This window comes from Microbacterium meiriae (genome assembly GCF_032364335.1).
Lineage (GTDB): Bacteria > Actinomycetota > Actinomycetes > Actinomycetales > Microbacteriaceae > Microbacterium > Microbacterium meiriae.
On record NZ_CP133984.1, the window covers coordinates 3,231,815 to 3,250,136 of the forward strand.

Consider the following 18,322-nt stretch of genomic DNA (forward strand, 5'->3'; position numbering starts at 1 on the left):
GGACGGAGCACCACGACATGACAACCGGACTGCTGGAACTCTCCGGCATCACCAAGAGCTACGGCAGCCGCCGGGTGCTGGACGACGTGTCGTTCACGGTCGCGCCGGGCCGCCTCACCGGCTTCGTCGGCGGCAACGGCGCCGGCAAGACCACGACCATGCGCATCATCCTCGGCCTGCTGTCGTCGGACGGCGGACGGGTCGACCTCGACGGGGCGCCCCTCACCACCAGCGACCGCCGCCGCTTCGGCTACATGCCCGAGGAGCGCGGCCTGTATCCGAAGATGAAGGTCCTGGAGCAGATCGTCTACCTCGCGCGCCTGCACGGATTCAGCAAGCCGGAGGCGACGGAGCGGGCGACCGCGCTGCTCACGGAGCTCGGGCTCGGCGAGCGCCTCGACGACACGATCGAGTCGCTGTCACTGGGCAACCAGCAGCGCGCGCAGATCGCCGCGTCGCTCGTGCACGACCCCGAGGTGCTGATCCTCGACGAGCCCTTCTCCGGCCTGGACCCCCTCGCGGTTGACGTCGTCGCCGGGGTCCTGCAGGCCAGCGCGGCCCGCGGCGCCTCGATCCTCTTCTCCTCGCACCAGCTCGACGTGGTCGAGCGTCTCTGCGACGATCTCGTCATCCTCGCCGGAGGCACCATCCGGGCGGCCGGATCCCGGGACGGACTCCGCGCCGAGCACGCCCGCGATCGGTACGAGCTGGTCTCCGCGGGGGACGCCGGGTGGCTGCGCACCGAGCCCGGGGTCACGGTCGTCGACTTCGAGGGCGGCTACGCGCTCTTCGACGCGGACGGCCCCGACACGGCCCAGCGCGTGCTGCAGTCTGCGGTCGCGCGCGGCGACGTCGCGAGCTTCGCACCCAAGCACCCCTCCCTCGCCCAGATCTTCAAGGAGGTCATCCAGTGAACGCCTCGACCCCCGCACGGAACGGGATCTGGCTGGTCGCCGAGCGGGAGATCGGCTCCAAGCTCCGCAGCAAGGCATTCCTGATCTCGACCGGCATCCTGCTGCTCATCGCCCTCGCCGGCGTGCTGTTCGGCGGCTTCGCGAGTCAGAACAACGACGCCATGCCGGTGGCCGTGACCTCGGAGACCGCGGGCGCCGTGTCCGCCCTGCCCGACGTCGAGGTGACCGAGGTCGCCTCCCGCGCCGAGGCCGAGGAGCTGGTCCGCGAGGGCGACGTCGATGCGGCGGTGCTCGCGGGCGACAACGCCGCGGGCTACACGATCGTCGCCCTGGAGGATGCCCCCGGGTCGCTCGTGTCCGGGCTGTCGCTCTCGCCCGAGGTCGTCATCCTCGAGCCGGTGACCATCAACCCGCTGCTGCGCTACTTCATCGCGATCGCGTTCGGGCTCGTCTTCATGATGGCCGCGGCCACGTTCGGCGGCACCATCGCCCAGAGCGTGGTCGAGGAGAAGCAGACCAGGGTGGTCGAGGTGCTGCTGTCGGCGATCCCCGCGCGCACCCTGCTCGCCGGCAAGGTCATCGGCAACACGGTGCTCGCGATGGGGCAGGTCCTCGCCCTCGCGGCCGTCGCCACCATCGGCCTCATCGTGACGGGTCAACGCGAGGTTCTGACCACCCTCGGCGCCCCCATCATCTGGTTCGCGGTGTTCTTCCTGTTCGGGTTCATCCTGCTCGCGGCGATGTTCGCGGCGGCCGCCTCCATGGTCTCCCGCCAGGAGGACATCGGCTCGACGACGACCCCCATCACGATGCTCATCATGGCGCCGTACGTGCTGGTGATCGTGTTCAACGACAACCCGTTGGTGCTGACGATCATGTCGTACGTGCCGTTCTCGGCTCCGGTCGGAATGCCGATGCGTCTCTTCGTCGGTGAGGCGCAGTGGTGGGAGCCGCTGCTGAGCCTCGCGATCCTCCTGGCGAGCTGCGTCGCGGCGATCGTCGTCGGCGCGAAGATCTACGAGAACTCCCTGCTCCGGATGGGCTCGCGGGTGAAGCTCGCCGAGGCTCTGCGCGGCTGACTCCCGAGACCCCGCTTTCGCGTCGAGACCCCCTGCTGCACGCGCGTGCAGCAGGGGGTCTCGACGTGTACCCGGGGTCTCGGCGTCAGAGGATGCCCTCGGAGAGCGTGGTGGGGTTGCCGAAGCGGTGGTTGGTGATCGACACGGCCTGCTCGTGCAGGAACGGGAGCATCTCCACCCGGCCCGCTCCGGTCACGGCGTGCGACCAGACCGCGACGTCGGGGCTGCCGTCGAGGGCCGTGTGCAGCGCGCCGGCGTCGCCGCCAACGAGCCGCACCCGCTGCCACGACCGGGCCCCCTTCGCGTAGCGCTTGGTCCACGCGGAATCGGACTCGGTCTTCACGGTCACGCCCTGGGTCTTGAGCGCCTTCTCCACGCGGGACGGCAGCGACGCGGCCGACACGGTGAACGGGCTGCCGCTGCGCAGGGCAGCGGCGAGCACCCGGACTCCCTCGGCGAGCGGCGCGTCCTCGGCGATGCGGACGTCGACGGCCACGGGACGGTACCGGAACACGTTGCGCTCGACGCCGAGTCCGGACTTGTCGCTCACGGCTCCGAACTCGTCGATCCACGCGCGCTCGTCGGCGGCCGCGGCACGATGCAGCCACTCGATGCCCACGGGGTCGAGCTCGGGAGCAGCGGCCTCCAGCAGCCCGGTCACCGCGGGGGTCACCGCCGCGCCCGGAGCCGCGGCGGGCAGCTCGCCCGCACGCCACTCGCCCAGACCGAAGAGGTAGTTCGGGCCGCCGGCCTTGGCCCCGGCACCCACCGCCGAGCGCTTCCAGCCGCCGAACGGCTGACGCTGCACGATGGCGCCGGTGATCCCTCGGTTCACATACAGGTTGCCGGCCTCGACGCGGTCCAGCCAGGTCGCGACCTCGGCGGAGTCCAGCGAGTGCAGCCCCGCGGTGAGGCCGTAGTCGACCGCGTTCTGCAGCCGGATGGCCTCATCGAGGTCCTTCGCGTGCATGATGCCGAGCACGGGTCCGAAGAACTCGGTGAGGTGGAAGTACGAGCCCTCGCGCACGCCGGTCTTCACCCCCGGTGTCCACTGCTTCCCCTCGTCATCGAGCTTCCGGGGCTCGACCAGCCAGCGCTCGCCCTTGTCGAGAGTGGTGAGCGCGGTGAGGAGCTTGCCGTTCGCGGGCTCGATGATCGGCCCCATCTGCGTGGCGGGGTCGTCGGGAAGCCCGACGCGCATCGAGGTGACCGCGTCCACGAGCTGCCGCTCGAAGCGCTTCGAGTCCGCCACCGACCCGACGAGGATCGCCAGGGACGCCGCGGAGCACTTCTGACCGGCGTGGCCGAACGCGCTGCGGGCGACGTCGGCGGCGGCGAGGTCGAGGTCGGCCGACGGCGTCACGATGATCGCGTTCTTGCCGCTGGTCTCGGCGAGCAGCGGCAGGTCGGCCCGGAAGGAGCGGAACAGCTGTGCGGTCTCGTAGGCCCCGGTGAGGATGACCCGGTCGACCTGTGGGCTCGCCACCAGGCGGGTGCCGAGGTCGCGGGAGGCGAGGTCGACGAGGGCGAGCAGATCGCGCGGGACGCCCGCGGCCCACAGCGCCTCGACCATCACGGCGCCGCACCGCTGGGTGAGCTTCGCGGGCTTGATGATCACGCCGGATCCGGAGGCGAGGCCGGCCAGCACACCGCCGGCGGGGATCGCCACGGGGAAGTTCCACGGCGGCGTGACCACGGTCACCTTCGACGGCACGAACTCGGCGCCGGGGATGGCCTCGAGATCCTTCGCCCTCTCGGCGTAGTAGTGCGCGAAGTCGATCGCCTCGCTGACCTCGGGGTCGGCCTCGGCGATGGTCTTGCCGGCTTCGTGCGCCATGATCTCCAGCAGCTCGCCGCGGCGGGCGGCGAGCTCGTCGCCCGCGCGGTGCAGGACGGCGGCGCGCTCGGCGGCGGGAAGCGCTGCCCATTTCTCGGCGGCGGACGTGGCGGCGGCGAACACGGCGTCCAGCTCGGCGTCGGTCTCGATGCGGGCCGCGGCGATCGCGTCCCGGCCGAGCGTCGAGGAGACCGAGCGCTGCAGGATCTCCCGGCCCCACGCGCGGTTCGCGGCGAGCGCGGGATCGGTGTCGGGCTCGTTCGCGAAGCCGTCCGTCGTGGCGGCGGGGCGCGGAGCCGTGCGGTCCTGCGTGCGGTTCGGGCCCGGCACCGACGGGTCGGCGACGAGCGCGGCGAGCGAGCGCTCGAAGCGCTCCCGCTCGCGGGTGAGCAGGGTCGGGTTCGAGGCCAGCTCGAACACGGCGGACATGAAGTTCTCGGGGCTCGCGTTCTCCTCGAGGCGCCGCACGAGGTAGGCGATGGCGACATCGAACTCCGCCGGGTTCACGACCGGCGTGTAGAGCAGGAGACGGCCGACGTCCTTGCGGACGGCCTCGGCCTGCCCGGTCGCCATGCCGAGCAGCATCTCGTACTCCACGAGGGCACCCTTCTGCCCCTGGGTCCCTGAGCCTGTCGAAGGGCCGGTCACACCACGGGCCTTCGCGAGCAGCCACGTGTACGCGATGTCGAAGAGGTTGTGACCGGCGACGCCGATACGCACGGCGTCGAGCCGCTCGGGCGTCATCGCCCAGTCGAGCACGCGCTTGTAGTTCGTGTCGGAGTCCTGCTTGGTGCCGTAGGTCGCGAGCGGCCAGCCGTGCACTTTCGCGTCGACCTCCTCCATCGCGAGGTTCGCGCCCTTGACCACGCGCACCTTGATCGGCGCTCCGCCCTTGGCGCGGCGCGCGGCCGCCCACTCCTGGAGCCGCTGCATGGCGCCGAGCGCATCGGGGAGATACGCCTGCAGCACGATGCCGGCCTCGAGGTCCTCCAGGCCCGGCTGGTCGAGGATGCTCGTGAAGGCCGCGATGGTCAGGTCGAGGTCGCGGTACTCCTCCATGTCGAGGTTGATGAACTTCTGCGTCCCGGTGCGGGCCCCCTTCGCCTCGGCCTTCGCCGCGAGCCGGTACAGCGGGGTGAGCTTCTCCACGACATCGGCGACGGCCTCGTCGAACGACCACATGGAGAGCTGACTGACGACGCTCGAGACCTTGATCGAGACGTAGTCGACGTCCGGGCGGGCGAGGAAGTCGTACGTGCCCTGCAGTCGGCGGCCCGCCTCGCGCTCTCCGAGCACGGCCTCGCCGAGGAGGTTGAGGTTCAGACGGTTGCCGGTCTTGCGGAGCTTGGCGATGGCCGGGCCGAGCTTGGACGGCGTCGCGTCGAGCACGAGGTGGCCGACCATGGCCCGCAGCACGCGCCGCGAGATCGGGACGACGACGTTCGGGAGCTTCGGCGCCCAGAACCCGCCGGCCTTGATGGCGGCCCGGAGGTAGCCGGGCAGCAGCGTGGGCGTGATGTCCGACAGCTCGGCGAGCTTGCGGCCGGCGACCCGCAGGTCCTCCGGACGCATGACGCCGTCGACGAAGCCGACGGTGAAGTCCAGTCCGTTCGGGTCCTTGAGCACCTCGGAGAGGCGCTGGGCGGCCGGCTCGACCGGGTGGGTCTCGCTCTCGGCGAGCCAGCGCTGCACGAGCGCGGCGACCTCTTCGGTGCGGGGGGTGGTGTCGTCGATGACGGTCATGGGGCGGGGGTACCTTCCTCGGCCTCGCACACCCGGGTGTCGTGTGCGGCTGGATCATTGTCCAGCCGCTCGGTAGGCTCCGTCTATCAACCGATTCGAGTGGATTCTGTTCACTCATCCCGAACGATCGGAACCGTCGTGCTAGACGTCCACCGCCTGCGTCTGCTCGTGGAACTGTCGCGCCGCGGCACGCTCTCCGCGGTGGCCGACGCGCTGTCCTACAGCAAGGCGTCCGTGTCCCAACAGCTCGCCGCACTGGAGCGCGATGTCGGGGTGCCACTGCTGCGTCGGGTCGGTCGCGGGGTGCAGTTCACGCCGCAGGGGAACGTGCTGGTCGCCGAGGCCATCGGCATCCTCGATCAGCTCGAGCACGCCCAGGTCGCCGTCGCCGAGTCGCTCACCGAGGTGACCGGCACCGTGCGCCTCGCGGTGTTCCAGTCCACCGCGCACTCCCTGCTGCCCCGCGCCCTCGCGGCCCTCGGCGAGCGCCACCCCGCCCTGCGCGTCGAGGTGACCGAGCGCGACCCGGAATCCGGCCTGGTGGGCGTCTCCAGCCGCGACTACGACCTCATCCTCGCCGAGCAGTATCCGGGGCGCACACGCCCCATCCACGCCGATCTCGACCGTGTCGTGCTCGCCCACGACGCCATCGCCCTCGCCCGGCGCCCCGGAGCTGCGGGAGCCGCCGACCCCGTCGCCGCCCTGTGGGCCACCCGCGCGGAGCCGTGGGTGCTCGAGCCTGCCGGCACGGCGTCCCGCGCGTGGGCCGAGCAGCTCTGTCGCACCGCCGGGTTCGAGCCGGACGTGCGTTTCGAGCTCGCCGACCTCACCGCGCACGTCCGGCTCATCCACGCCGGGCTCGCGGTGGGGCTCCTCCCCGAGCTCGTGTGGGCGGGCGACACCCCGACGGTCGACCTCGCCCCGCTCCCGCAGGAACCGCGCCGGGAGATCTTCTCCTCCGCGCGGCGGGTGTCCGCGGACGCCCCCTCGATCCGCGCCGTCCGCGCCGCGCTCGCCGACGCCGCCTCCCGCAACCTCCTGGACTGACGCGAACCGACCTCCGGGAATATGCATGCACATGCATCGGTTCATCCCCCGTGTACGCGGACGACGGTGTCCGATCCCCTCCGTCCGAAAGGCACTTCCGTGAGCACTCCCGTCATCGACCGCACCGCCCCGACCGAGCACCCCGTCCTCGACGTCCTCGCCGGCCGCTGGAGCCCCCGCGCGTACGACGCGCAGCATCCGATCGACGAGGCCAAGCTCGCCACCGCCCTCGAGGCCGCCCGCTGGAGCCCCTCCGCCAACAACATCCAGCCGTGGCGCTTCATCGTCGCCCGCCGCGGCACCGCCCTGCACGCCCAGATCGTCGACGCGCTCATGGGCTTCAACCAGGCCTGGGCCGGCAACGCGGCCGTGCTCGTCGTCGCGATCGCCGAGACCGCGACCGCCGACGGCACGCCGATCAGCCACGCGTTCTACGACCTCGGCCAGGCCGTGGCGCACTTCTCCGTGCAGGCCCACCACGACGGCCTCGTCGTGCACCAGATGAGCGGCTTCGACCCCGAGGTCGTCCGCGAGTTCGCCGACCTGGAGGCGCGCTTCACCCCCGCCACCGTCATCGCCGTCGGCGAGTTCGGCGACATCGAGGCCCTGCCGGAGGTGCTGCAGGAGCGCGAGGTCGCCCCGCGCGTGCGTCGTCCGATCGCGGAGACGGTCGTTCTCAGCGCCTGAGCATCGACACACGAAAGGCCCGGTATGCGTCGCGCATACCGGGCCTTCTCGCTATGTGCCGGTCGGGATCAGTCGTCGAGCAGCTCCGCCTCGATCACGTCGTCGTCCTCGACCTCCGGCTCGGGGGTCGTCGCCGTGAGCACGAGGCCCGTGCCGTCGGCCGCCACGTCCACCCGGACGGTGTCGCCGTCGTGCACGCCACCCGAGAGGAGGGCGGTCGCGAGCTTGTTCTGCACCTCGGTCTGGATGAGGCGACGCAGCGGGCGGGCGCCGAACACCGGGTCGTAACCGCGCTCGGCCAGCCACGACCGCGCCCCAGGAGTGACCGCCAGCGTGAGGCGACGGTCGCGCAGCCGGTCGTGCAGCTGGTCGACCGACAGCTCCACGATCTGCGCGAGGTCGTCCTCGGTGAGCGCCTGGAACATCACGATGTCATCGAGACGGTTCAGGAACTCCGGCCGGAACGCCTGGCGCACGAGCGCCATCACCTGCTCCCGCTTCTCCTCCACGGAGAGCACGGGGTCGATGAGGATCGGCGAGCCCAGGTTGGAGGTCAGGATGAGGATCACGTTCGAGAAGTCGACCGTGCGCCCCTGCCCGTCGGTCAGCCGCCCGTCGTCGAGCACCTGCAGCAGCACGTCGAACACCTCGGGGTGCGCCTTCTCGACCTCGTCGAGCAGGATCACGCTGTAGGGACGACGCCGCACGGCCTCGGTGAGCTGACCGCCCTGCTCGTATCCGACGTACCCGGGAGGGGCGCCGACGAGCCGGGAGACCGAGTGCTTCTCGCCGTACTCCGACATGTCGATGCGCACCATGGCGTGCTCGTCGTCGAAGAGGAACTGCGCGAGCGCCTTGGCCAGCTCGGTCTTGCCGACGCCGGTCGGTCCGAGGAACAGGAACGAGCCGGTGGGACGACCGGGATCGCTGATGCCCGCCCGCGAGCGGCGCACGGCGTCGGACACCGCCTTGACGGCATCCTTCTGGCCGATGAGACGCTTGCCGAGCTCGTTCTCCAGGTGCAGCAGCTTCTCGCTCTCCCCCTGCAGCAGCCGCCCGACCGGGATGCCCGTCCAGGCCGCGATCACGGCCGCGATGTCCTCCTCGGTGACCTGCTCGTTCACCATGCGCGGCTCGCTCGAGGCGGTGGCCTCGGCCTGCTCCGCCTCCGCGATGTCGCGCTCCAGGCGCTTGATCGTCTCGTACTCGAGCTTCGACGCCTTCGTGTAGTCGGCGTTGCGCATGGCGAGGTCGCGCTGGGTGATCGCGTCGTCGAGCTGCTTCTTCAGCTCCCCGACCCGGTTGAGGCCCTGTCGCTCGCGCGCCCATCGGGCTTCGAGTCCGGCGAGCTCCTTCTCGAGCTCGACGAGGTTCTCCCGGAGGGTGCCGAGACGCTCCTTGGACGCGGCGTCCTTCTCCCGCTTGAGCGCGAGCTCCTCCAGCTTCAGCCGGTCGACCTGGCGCTTGAGCTGGTCGATCTCGACCGGAGAGGAGTCGATCTCCATCTTCAGGCGCGACATCGACTCGTCGATCAGGTCGATGGCCTTGTCCGGCAGCTGCCGCGCGGGCAGATAGCGGTTGGACAGCGAGGCCGCGGCCACGAGGGCGCTGTCGGAGATGGTCACTCCGTGGTGCGCCTCGTAGCGGCCCTTGAGCCCGCGGAGGATCGCGATCGTGTCCTCGACGGTCGGTTCGCCGACGTACACCTGCTGGAAGCGGCGCTCGAGGGCGGCGTCCTTCTCGATGAACTCGCGGTACTCGTTGAGCGTGGTGGCGCCGATGAGCCGCAGCTCGCCGCGGGCCAGCATCGGCTTGAGCATGTTCGACGCCGCGACCGAGCCCTCGCCGCCGCCCGCACCCATGAGCACGTGCAGCTCGTCGATGAACGTGATGACCTGGCCGTCCGACTCGGTGATCTCCTTGAGGACCTGCTTCAGGCGCTCCTCGAACTGGCCGCGGTACATGGCGCCCGCGACGAGGGCGGAGATGTCGAGCGAGACGAGCTCCTTGTCCTTGAGGGACTCCGCGACGTCGCCCGCGACGATGCGCTGCGCGAGCCCTTCGACCACCGCCGTCTTGCCGACGCCGGGCTCGCCGATCAGCACCGGGTTGTTCTTGGTGCGACGAGTGAGCACCTGGCTGACGCGCCGGATCTCACTGTCCCGTCCGATGACGGGGTCGAGCTTGCCCTCGCGGGCGCGGTCGGTCAGGTTGATGCCGAACTGCTCGAGGGCGGACTGCTGTTCCTGGTTTGGGGATCCGGTCTGCGGGGTGGTCATGCGCTCCTCCTGGAGATGCTCCTTCTGAAAGTTGAGTTTGGTTGACTCAAGTTTAGCATTCGGCGGTGCGCGACTCCACCGCCCCTCACCTCTCGCGGGCGACCTCGTCCCAGACGGCCGCCGCCACCTCGCGCTTGCTCCCCGCCGCGGTCCGCGCCACGACCCCGCCGGGCCCGAGGATGTGCACGGCGTTCTCGCCTCGCTCGAACCCCTGCTCCCAGCCGACCTCGTTCACCACCAGCAGGTCGACCCCCTTGCGCTCCTGCTTGCCGCGGGCGCGGGCGAGCAGCTCCGCTTCGTCTTCGGGGGTCTCCGCCGCGAACGCGACCACGAGCTGCCCCTCCCTCCGCGTCTCGACGAGCGCGGCGACGATGTCCTCGTTCTCCACGAGTTCGATCGTGCCGACCCCGCCGCGGTCCTTGGTGAGCTTGCGCGCGGAGACCTCGACCGGTCGGTAGTCGGCCACGGCCGCCGACATCAGCACGACGTCGGCTGCGACCGCCTCCTCCTTCATCGCCGCGGAGAGCTCCGCGGCCGTGCCGACCCGGACGATCCGGACGTGCGGGTGGTGGACGTCCGCGAGCACGTCCCCGGAGACGTTCGCCGCGACGAGCGCCACCTCCGCGCCGCGCGCCGCCGCCTCCGCCGCGAGCGCGACCCCCTGGCGCCCGCTGCTCCGGTTGCCGAGGAAGCGCACCGGATCGATGGGCTCCCGCGTCCCGCCGGCCGAGACGACGACCCGCACGCCTGCCAGGTCGCCCGGTGTCAGCAGCGCCTGGGCCGCCGCCAGGATCTCCTCCGGCTCGACCATGCGACCGGGTCCGCTGTCACCGCCGGCCAGCTCGCCGTCGGCCGGTCCGACCACGTGCACGCCGCGTTCCCGGAGCGTCGCCATGTTCGCCTGCGTGGCCGCGTTCCGCCACATCTCCGCGTGCATCGCGGGCGCGACGAGCACGGGCGCCTCGGTCGCGAGCAGCGTCGTGCCGAGGAGGTCGTCGGCCAGCCCCGCGGCCATCTTCGCGAGCGAGTTCGCCGTCGCCGGGGCGATCACGATGAGGTCCGCTCCCTGGCCCAGGGCGACGTGCCGGACGCGGGCGACGTCCTCATGCACGCTCGTCGTCACCGGGTGCCGACTCAGGGCCTCCCAGGTCGGCAGGCCCACGAAGCGCAGCGCGTCCTCGGTGGGCACCACGGTCACCTCATGACCGGCCTTCGTGAGCAGGCGCACGAGGTGCACCGTCTTGTACGCGGCGATGCCGCCCGTGACTCCGACGACGATGTTCACGCCTCGATTCTGCCCCAGGGTCCGGACGCCCGGGTCATCGCGCACGGATTCGTCGCGGGTCCCGCCCGCCTCGACCGACCTAGACTCGGAAGCGTGTGCACGGTGGTGATCGATGTCGAGGCCGCGGGATCCGCGCGGCTGCTGGCCGTCCGCGACGAGCACCCGGCTCGGGAGTGGGATGCCCTGGGCGAGTGGTGGCCCGAGGAGTACCCGGGGGTGATCGGCATCCGTGACCGGCGGGCCGGTGGGGCCTGGCTCGCCGTGAACCCCGTGGAACGACGCCTCGCCGTGCTCCTCAACCGTGCCGATGTGCAGGACCTCTCCGCGACCGCGGCGGTCTCCCGCGGCTCCCTTCCGCTCGCCGCGGTCACCGGTCGCTCCCCGCAGGGTGCGCCGCCGATGCACGGCTTCAATCTGCTCGAAGTGGGGCCGGACGGCGCCCGGGTGCTCTCCTGGGACGGTGCCGAGCTGCGGGAGACACCCATCGAGCCCGGGACGCACATGATCGCCCACGACGACCTCGACGACGAGGAGACCCCGCGCATCGCCGCCTGGCTCCCGGAGTTCCGCGCTCTGGGCCCCGCGGCGGCGAGCGCCGACTGGGCGGCCGAGTGGACCGCGCTCCTCGGAGCTTCGGCCGCCCTGCCCCCGGAAGACGACCGCGCCATCATCCGCGACAACCGCCCGCACGGCTACCCGACGCAGTCCCTCCTCTACGCGCTCGCCACGGTCACGCCCACCGGGGTCGACGTCCGCGACGTCACCCTCCCCTCCCCCGCCCACTGGCACTGACCCCTCCTCGCTTCCCGATCCCGTCCCGTCCTGCGATCCCCGCGCGGGATCAAAAAAGCACCTCCACCCTCCGCCCGCGGCCCCTTTCTGATCCCGCCCGCCGCGTCACTTCTCGCACGGGATCAACAACGCACCCGATCTGCCATTCCGCGGAGCCATTCTGATCCCGCCCGCCCCGTCACTTCTCGCGCGGGATCAACAACGCACCCGATCTGCCATTCCGCGGAGCCATTCTGATCCCGCGTCGATGCGGGCGGCCCGTCGGCCGCACCGACGAGATCCACTGCGGAGCGCACGACGCCCGCCCCGGGCGGCGCGGGCCGGGGCGGGGCGCGACAGAGCGGGACGGAAAGAGCTCCGGATGCGACCCCCGCGCGCCCAGTCTTGATCCCGCTCGACAGAGCGGAAGCGGAACGGAAACCGCTCCGGAGGCGGCTCGCTCCGGCACGTACTCGATCCCGGACGGCAGCGGAGAACGGGCGCGGGACGGAAAAGGCCCCGGGCACGGTCCACGCCCGCACGTACTTGATCCCGAACGGCAGCGGAGAACGGACGCGGGACGGACGCGGCTGGTAGCGCTACGGAAAAGGCCCCGGGGACGGTCCCCGCCCCGCGCGTTCTTGATCCCGCAAGGCACCGGGGACGGACGCGGGGACGGACGCGGGGACGGAAAAGGTCCCGGACACGGCCCGCTACCGGGCGCTATCGATCCCGCACGTTGGCGGGGCCGGTGCGGGCCCGCGGGACGGGTCCGGCGCGGGCGCAGCGGGAGGGGACGAGGGTCAGGCAGCGGGGGCGGTGGCGCAGGAGAAGCGGGCGCGGTAGGCGGTGGGGGTCACGCCCAGCACGCGGGCGAAGTTCTGCCGCAGGACGGCCGCGGAACCGAAGCCGCAGTCCGTCGCGATGTGCTCGAGCGGAAGGTCGGTGCGCTCGAGGAGACGCTGGGCCTGGATGATCCGCTGCCGGCCGAGCCACGCGGCGGGGGTCGCCCCGTACTCGGCTTTGAAGCGGCGCGCGAAGGTCCGCGGCGACATGAGCGCCCGCGCCGCGAGCTGGTCGACCGTCAACTCGTCACGGAGGTTCTCCACCGCCCAGTCGGCCACCGCGGCGAGCGAGTCCGTGGGTGCGACCGGGATGGGCCGATCGATGAACTGCGCCTGACCCCCGTCGCGCTGCGGCGGCACGACCATCCGACGCGCGATCCGGTTGGTGATCTCCGCCCCGAGCTCCTGTCGCAGCAGGTGCAGGCAGGCGTCGATGCCCGCGGCGGTGCCCGCGCTGGTGATGATGCGACCGTCCTGGACGAAGAGCACGTCCGGATCGATGTCGATGTCGGGGTACATGTCCGCCATCGTGTGCGCGTACATCCAGTGCGTCGTGGCGCGCCGCCCGTCCAGCACTCCGGCCGCCGCGAGGATGAACGAGCCGCTGCACACGCTCATCACCCAGGCTCCGCGCGCCACCGCTTCGCGGGCGACCTCGACGAGGAGCGGATCGATGTCGCCCCAAGTCTCCCGGGGCACCGGGCAGAACACGACGAGGTCGGCCTCCGCGGCGAAGGACAGATCGTGCTCCACGTTGATGGAGAAGCCGATCTTGGACCGCACGACCCCGGGCCGTGGGGCGACGATGCGGAAGTCGAAGTTCGGCACCCCGTCGGACGACCGGTCCAGACCGAACGCCTCGCAGGCGACCCCGAACTCGAACGGCGCGAAGCCGTCCTGCACCACGCACGCGACGGTCTTCATCACATCTCCCGGAATGGCAGTTTTCCTACGAACAGTGCCCGATCCGCCACTCGTGGCAGCATGACACCGAGCGTAGCTTTTCTGCCATGCTACTCCTCATCCTCCTCCTCGCCCTCAGCATCTGGGCGGTCATCGCCACGTTCGTCGAACTGCGGCGCGACGGCTACCGTCGCACCCCCACGGACTGGAGCCGCGTCACCGGACAGGACGCCCTGTCGCAGGCCGACCCCGGCCACGTCTACCGCTGACCTCCCGGCCGTCCGCGAGGAGGGCTACGCTCGGGGCATGAGCGACCCCCAGCAGCCCGCACACCTCTCGCGCGACGGTGCCGGCGACCCGGCCGCAGTCCCGACCCCTCCTCCGCTTCCGGCCGAGCCGCAGTACCCCGGTGCCCAGGCCCCCGCCCCCGGGGCCCCCTACGCGCCGACGCCGGGTGGCGGGCACGTGTTCCCCACCGCCGCTGCCCCTCAGGCCTTCCCCACCGCCACCCCTCAGCCGTACCCGACCGCGCCGGGATCCGCCCCCGGATCGGCGCAGGGCGTCCCGCCCTACGGTCCGCCGGTGCCGCGCACTCCCGGCGACTCCCTCGGGCGCGCCGCCTTCATCGTCGCGCTGGTGACGCTGGCGATCGACGTGTTCCTCATCCTCGCGCGGCCGTTCGTCTACATGTCGGACCGGACCTACAGCATGATCGGACTGATCGAGGGGGGATCGGGCATCCTCACCTTCATCGGCTACGGGGCGGCGCTCGTGCTCGGCCTCATCGCGGCACGGCGGCCGGGACCGCGGCTGCTCGCGGGGATCGCCATCGGTGTCTCCGGCGCCGGCCTGCTGACGGTCGTGCTGAGCTGGCTCTCGTCGAACTTCTACGGCTTCCTGTGAGCGCTCAGGCTCCGGAGAGCACCCGCTCGTAGACCTCGATCATGGCGGCCGTCCGCGAGGACTGGCGGAAGGCCTCCGCGACGGCCGGTACCGGCTGCGGCGCGGTCCCGTGCGCGATGTCCGCGGCCGCCTGCCGCAGCGTCGCGGCGAGGGCCTCGATCCGTTGCGCCTCGAGGGCGCGTCCGCGGGCGTGCGGCTCCGCCGTCGGCACAGCCCAGAGCCCGCCCTGCAGCTCAGCGGCGATGTCAGGGTCACACACGACGGAGGGTGTGCCGAGGGTGGCCGCCTCGAACGGCGTCATCCCCTGGGTCTCGAATCCGATGGACGTCTGCACGAGCGCATCGGCGGCGGCGATCCGCTCCAGGGTCTGCGCATAGGAGAGGCGACCGGCGAACCGCACGCCCGCACGCCCCGCGACGATCCGTTCGGCCGCTGCCCGCTCTCCGCCGCCGCCGATCACCTCGAGGTCGGCGTCGATGTCCGCGTCCACCCAGGCGCGGAGGAACGGGAGCAGGCGCTTCTCCGGACTCATCCGCCCGAGCCAGACGAACCGAGGACGCCCCGGCATCCGCTCGGCGGGAGCCGCCGCGAGCGTCTGCGCGCGGACGTCGTCGTCGATGCCGTTCCACACCACGTCGACGGTGCGGGCGACGCCGTTCTGCTCCAGTCGCCGCGCGAAATGCCCGGAAGGCGCCGTCACGGCGGCGGCGTCCGCCGCGAGCCCGCGGAGGTACGACCACCCGTCGCTGCCGCCGACCGGCACACCGATGCCTCGGAGGGCGGTGCGGCGCCAGAGGTTGAGCACAGCGAGCACGGGCCGGTGCAGCGGCGTGACCGCGGCGAGCCCCACGTCGACCCGGTTGTGCATCGTGTGCACGACCGGGATTCCATGGCGGACGGCGAACCGGTGACCGATGAAGGCGCCCCAGAAGTCGGCCTGCACGTGCACGAGGTCGACCGGAGGCCGATGCGCCATCGCCCGGTCAAGGGTCCGATCGGTCGCCCGACCCGGCCAGGTCATCGCGTACTCCCGGTCCAGGGTGATCGGCAGCGACGGGAGGTCGACGTTCCCGGGGGACGGTGCAGCGTCGTCACGCCGTGCGTGCATACGGGGCGCGACGACCGTCACGGAATGGCCGGCGCGCTCCAGGAACGTCCGCTGCAGCCGCATCGACACCTGCGCCCCGCCGAGGGAGTCGAGGTGCTGATCGGCGAAGAAGACGACGTGCATCCGCGTCACTCGGGCAGCGGCTCGTCGCGGTACAGCGCCTCGAAGGTGTCGAGCGTGCGGTTGATGTCGTGGATGGCCACGCCGTCGAGGGACGCCTTCTGCATCCGCTCGTACTCGCCGGGGGAGGCGGTCAGGACAGCGGTGAGCTTCGCGGCGAGCTCGTCGACGTCTCCCGGCGTGAAGAGGTGGCCGTTCTCGCCGTCGTGCACGAGATGGGGCAGGGCGACGGCGTCGGCGGCGACGATCGGCAGCGCCGATGCCATGGCCTCCATCGTCGCGATGGACTGCAGCTCGGCGATCGACGCGATGACGAAGAGGCTCGCCCGGGACAGCAGGGCGCGCAGCTCCTCGTCGGTGGTCCGGCCGTGGAAGGTCACTCGATCGGACAGGCCGAGCTGTGCCGTCAGGCTCTCGAGCTGCTTGCGCTGGTCTCCGCCGCCGACGATGTCGAACGTCGTGTTCAGCGCCGGGTCGAGCTTCGTCATCGCCTTGAGGATGACCTCGACCTGCTTCTCCGCCGTCAGCCGGCCCACGAACACGAGCCGGTTCTCCTCGCGCGGGGCGATGACCGGGGTGTACTGGGAGCGGTCGATGCCGCAGCTCACCGGGATGACGCCGCGCACCTCGACCGTCTTCTCCAGGAAGTCGGCGGCCCGACGCGTGGGCGTGGTGATCGCCCGCGTCAGGTCGAAGGTGCGCTTCGCGTCGGCCCAGGCGAACTTGAGCACCATGTCGTCTACGAACTTCGGCATGGTCGTGTGGTCGAGGATGTTCTCGGCCATGACGTGGTTCGTCGCGATGACCGGGATGCCGCGCTGCTTCGCGATGCGCGCGAGTCCGCGCCCGATGACGATGTGCGACTGGATGTGCACGACGTCGGGCTGCACGGCATCGAGCACCTTCCGTGCGTAGTGCTTGGAGCGCCACGGCCACACGAAGCGCAGCCAGTCGTGCGGCGCCCAGCGCACGGAGGGCAGGCGGTGGAGCGTCATCGGCTCCCCCTCGATCACCTCGGTGCGGGGCGCGGTGCGGCGGTAGGCCTGGTTGGGGGCGACGACGTGCACCTCGTGCCCGCGCTGCACGAGCCCGGCGGCGAGACGCTCGGCGAAGCGGGCGGCACCGTTGATGTCGGGAGCGAACGTGTCACAGCCGAGGAGGATCTTCAGCGGACGGGGCTGTGCGGCGGTGGCGTCGCGCGACGCATCGATCGGATCGTCGGAGGAAGTCACAGAGATGCCTAACGGGGTGGCGGCCAAGGAGAAGCCCTGGTCGGGCGGTGGCAACTCTACCCGAGGGCCCTGTCCGCGACGCCGAGCCATACCGGCATCCTTCAGCCTCGGCCGATACCGTGAAGCCATGCGACTGCACGCCGACGCCGACCCCCAGCTGTGGATCCCCGTGACGGACTCGCTCGGGTGGAAGGGGCGCCGGCATCGCAAGGCCGCGATCCGGATGCTGCTCGGCCAGGTGAACGCCGCGGTCGGCGCGACGGAACGGCCCGGCTCGCGGTTCGGAGCCTGGGCGATGAGCCAGGCCGCCCCGATGCTCATGAAGAAGGCCGACGGCCGCGTCCTCGCGTGGACCTGGAAGGCGGAGCCCGACCTGGTCGTGGCGATGGCGACGGTGCAGGCGCTCACTCCCGACATCCGGATCGCCCGCGCGTCGATGCCGATGGAGTACGACGACACGACCTCGTTCCCGACCCGGCTCGGCGTGGGCGAGAAGCTCGTGGTCCCGACGCCGCCCTCCCCCTCGGCCCCGCCCTTCGCGACCTACACCTGGGACACCGGCACGCACCTGGTGACCCTGACGGCCGTCTGCAGCGACCGCGAACGCTTCGGGACCCTCATCGGCGCGCTCGACGAGCTGGCCCGCAGCCTCCGCATCGCCGACGACCTCACCGGCGGCGAGTCGCCCGACGTCCTCCGCCTCCCGCCCGCCTGACAGCGGATACCGATGAACACTGTCGCGCGGTCCCCGCGCATCGTCGACGGCTCACGATCGGTCCACCCGAACGGCCGCTTCCCGTCTGCGGCGCTCGGGCTCGTCGGCATCCTTCCTCTGCTGCCCCTGCTGCTGGCGATCATGGATACCCGTCCAGGCTTCCGCCTCATCCTGATCGCACTCGCTCTCTACGCCGGGATGCTCGCGGTGGCACTCTGGTTCTGGGTGCGGTCCTTGCGCGAACGCCTGATCCGAATCGAGGCAAGCGGCCCGCTGCGATTCACGCCGTCCACGGGCGTCCGCATCTCCTCATGGCTCGTTCCCCTGACGGGTTTGCTTCCCGCAGCGGCGGCCTTCCTCGTTCAGGCCCTGGACCTTCCGACGATGGGCGGTCGGCTTCTCGAATGGGGCCCGTACGTGCTCGCCGTCGTCTCGCTCGTCGGCCTCGGCCGGGAAGTCCTCGCGCAGGGCCAGCCGCTGGGTCTCGTACTCGACGAGAGGGGCCTGCACGGAGTCCGCAGATCTGCCCGGGTCGATGCCTCCTGGGAGGAGATCGGCACCGCCACGCCTGTCGGCCCACACGGGCCGAAGCTGGCGATCTCGATCGCCGGACGCGCCCCCGTGATCCTCGATGCGCATCACCTAGGGTCTGACCCGGCAGCCGTGGCCTCCGTCGTCTCCTTCTTCCGCGACGCCCCCGATCAGCGGCCTGCGCTGGTCGACGGCGTCGCGGCGATGCGCACCGTCGAGGACGCGCACCGATCCCGCCCGGCGGGATGAGAAACGCGCCTCCCGAAGGGCGGGGAGGCGCGTTTCTGATCCGGCACGGAGCGCCGGCGCGAGGAGGCCGGGGC

The 18,322-nt window shown here is 71.4% G+C and carries 15 protein-coding genes; 9 read left to right on the forward strand and 6 right to left on the reverse strand.

Annotated features, from left to right (window positions below):
* The first annotated feature begins 29 nt into the window (after positions 1-29).
* Together RI211_RS15795 and RI211_RS15800 are read left to right on the forward strand one after the other, a co-directional pair.
* Entirely contained in the window at positions 30-914 is an 885-nt protein-coding gene (locus tag RI211_RS15795; RefSeq protein ID WP_187664243.1) for an ABC transporter ATP-binding protein, read from the forward strand.
* Positions 911-1,993, forward strand: a complete 1,083-nt coding sequence (locus tag RI211_RS15800) for an ABC transporter permease (RefSeq protein ID WP_315636515.1) — start codon at positions 911-913, stop codon at positions 1,991-1,993. Before RI211_RS15795 ends, RI211_RS15800 begins: the two co-directional genes overlap by 4 nt.
* A gap of 85 nt (positions 1,994-2,078) precedes the next feature.
* Here RI211_RS15800 and RI211_RS15805 read toward each other — a convergent pair whose 3' ends face one another.
* Entirely contained in the window at positions 2,079-5,573 is a 3,495-nt protein-coding gene (locus tag RI211_RS15805; RefSeq protein ID WP_315636517.1) for a bifunctional proline dehydrogenase/L-glutamate gamma-semialdehyde dehydrogenase, read from the reverse strand.
* A 138-nt stretch (positions 5,574-5,711) separates the two neighbouring features.
* Between RI211_RS15805 and RI211_RS15810 the strand changes: the two genes are divergently transcribed.
* Complete coding sequence (locus tag RI211_RS15810) at positions 5,712-6,620, forward strand: LysR family transcriptional regulator (RefSeq protein ID WP_315636519.1); 909 nt, start codon at positions 5,712-5,714, stop codon at positions 6,618-6,620.
* A 99-nt stretch (positions 6,621-6,719) separates the two neighbouring features.
* A complete protein-coding gene (locus tag RI211_RS15815; protein ID WP_187662611.1) occupies positions 6,720-7,307 on the forward strand; it encodes a nitroreductase family protein in 588 nt (195 codons plus the stop codon).
* A 68-nt stretch (positions 7,308-7,375) separates the two neighbouring features.
* Here the strand turns inward: RI211_RS15815 and RI211_RS15820 are convergent, their stop codons facing one another.
* Together RI211_RS15820 and coaBC are read right to left on the reverse strand one after the other, a co-directional pair.
* Positions 7,376-9,586, reverse strand: coding sequence for an ATP-dependent Clp protease ATP-binding subunit (locus RI211_RS15820; RefSeq protein ID WP_187662612.1), 2,211 nt, complete (start codon positions 9,584-9,586; stop codon positions 7,376-7,378).
* An 85-nt stretch (positions 9,587-9,671) separates the two neighbouring features.
* Entirely contained in the window at positions 9,672-10,871 is a 1,200-nt protein-coding gene (coaBC, locus tag RI211_RS15825; protein ID WP_315636522.1) for a bifunctional phosphopantothenoylcysteine decarboxylase/phosphopantothenate--cysteine ligase CoaBC, read from the reverse strand.
* Between the two features lie 93 nt (positions 10,872-10,964).
* On the opposite strand from coaBC, the gene RI211_RS15830 reads away from it, so the two are divergent.
* The gene (locus RI211_RS15830) at positions 10,965-11,663 is read left to right on the forward strand and encodes an NRDE family protein (RefSeq protein ID WP_315636524.1); all 699 of its coding nucleotides are present in this window, start codon (positions 10,965-10,967) and stop codon (positions 11,661-11,663) included.
* Positions 11,664-12,445: 782 nt separating this feature from the next.
* Here RI211_RS15830 and RI211_RS15835 read toward each other — a convergent pair.
* On the reverse strand, positions 12,446-13,411 hold the full coding sequence (locus RI211_RS15835; protein WP_315636526.1) for a GlxA family transcriptional regulator: 966 nt from the start codon (positions 13,409-13,411) through the stop codon (positions 12,446-12,448).
* Between the two features lie 86 nt (positions 13,412-13,497).
* On the opposite strand from RI211_RS15835, the gene RI211_RS15840 reads away from it, so the two are divergent.
* Both RI211_RS15840 and RI211_RS15845 read left to right on the forward strand, forming a co-directional pair.
* Positions 13,498-13,659 (forward strand): hypothetical protein, encoded by a 162-nt coding sequence (locus tag RI211_RS15840; RefSeq protein WP_187662616.1) that lies wholly within the window; start codon positions 13,498-13,500, stop codon positions 13,657-13,659.
* 37 nt (positions 13,660-13,696) lie between these two features.
* Positions 13,697-14,293: a hypothetical protein gene (locus tag RI211_RS15845; protein ID WP_315636528.1), complete on the forward strand. Its 597-nt coding sequence runs from the start codon at positions 13,697-13,699 to the stop codon at positions 14,291-14,293.
* 4 nt (positions 14,294-14,297) lie between these two features.
* Here RI211_RS15845 and RI211_RS15850 read toward each other — a convergent pair whose 3' ends face one another.
* Positions 14,298-15,524 (reverse strand): glycosyltransferase, encoded by a 1,227-nt coding sequence (locus tag RI211_RS15850; RefSeq protein ID WP_315636840.1) that lies wholly within the window; start codon positions 15,522-15,524, stop codon positions 14,298-14,300.
* Between the two features lie 5 nt (positions 15,525-15,529).
* A complete protein-coding gene (locus tag RI211_RS15855) occupies positions 15,530-16,759 on the reverse strand; it encodes a glycosyltransferase (protein ID WP_232089256.1) in 1,230 nt (409 codons plus the stop codon).
* 121 nt (positions 16,760-16,880) lie between these two features.
* On the opposite strand from RI211_RS15855, the gene RI211_RS15860 reads away from it, so the two are divergent.
* Both RI211_RS15860 and RI211_RS15865 read left to right on the forward strand, forming a co-directional pair.
* Positions 16,881-17,468 carry a hypothetical protein gene (locus RI211_RS15860; protein WP_268776968.1) on the forward strand — a complete coding sequence of 196 codons (588 nt, stop codon included), beginning with the start codon at positions 16,881-16,883 and terminating at the stop codon, positions 17,466-17,468.
* Positions 17,469-17,480: 12 nt separating this feature from the next.
* Positions 17,481-18,248: a hypothetical protein gene (locus tag RI211_RS15865; protein WP_315636529.1), complete on the forward strand. Its 768-nt coding sequence runs from the start codon at positions 17,481-17,483 to the stop codon at positions 18,246-18,248.
* Positions 18,249-18,322: the final 74 nt, after the last annotated feature.

What these genes read in the sequence shown, in the direction of transcription:
- RI211_RS15805 (WP_315636517.1), bottom strand. Translation starts at nt 5,573, where the DNA reads ATGACCGTCATCGACGACACCACCCCCCGCACCGAAGAGGTCGCCGCG.
- RI211_RS15840 (WP_187662616.1), top strand. Translation starts at nt 13,498, where the DNA reads ATGCTACTCCTCATCCTCCTCCTCGCCCTCAGCATCTGGGCGGTCATC.
- RI211_RS15865 (WP_315636529.1), top strand. Translation starts at nt 17,481, where the DNA reads ATGAACACTGTCGCGCGGTCCCCGCGCATCGTCGACGGCTCACGATCG.
- RI211_RS15820 (WP_187662612.1), bottom strand. Translation starts at nt 9,586, where the DNA reads ATGACCACCCCGCAGACCGGATCCCCAAACCAGGAACAGCAGTCCGCC.
- RI211_RS15860 (WP_268776968.1), top strand. Translation starts at nt 16,881, where the DNA reads ATGCGACTGCACGCCGACGCCGACCCCCAGCTGTGGATCCCCGTGACG.
- RI211_RS15850 (WP_315636840.1), bottom strand. Translation starts at nt 15,524, where the DNA reads ATGCACGTCGTCTTCTTCGCCGATCAGCACCTCGACTCCCTCGGCGGG.
- RI211_RS15835 (WP_315636526.1), bottom strand. Translation starts at nt 13,411, where the DNA reads ATGAAGACCGTCGCGTGCGTGGTGCAGGACGGCTTCGCGCCGTTCGAG.
- RI211_RS15845 (WP_315636528.1), top strand. Translation starts at nt 13,697, where the DNA reads ATGAGCGACCCCCAGCAGCCCGCACACCTCTCGCGCGACGGTGCCGGC.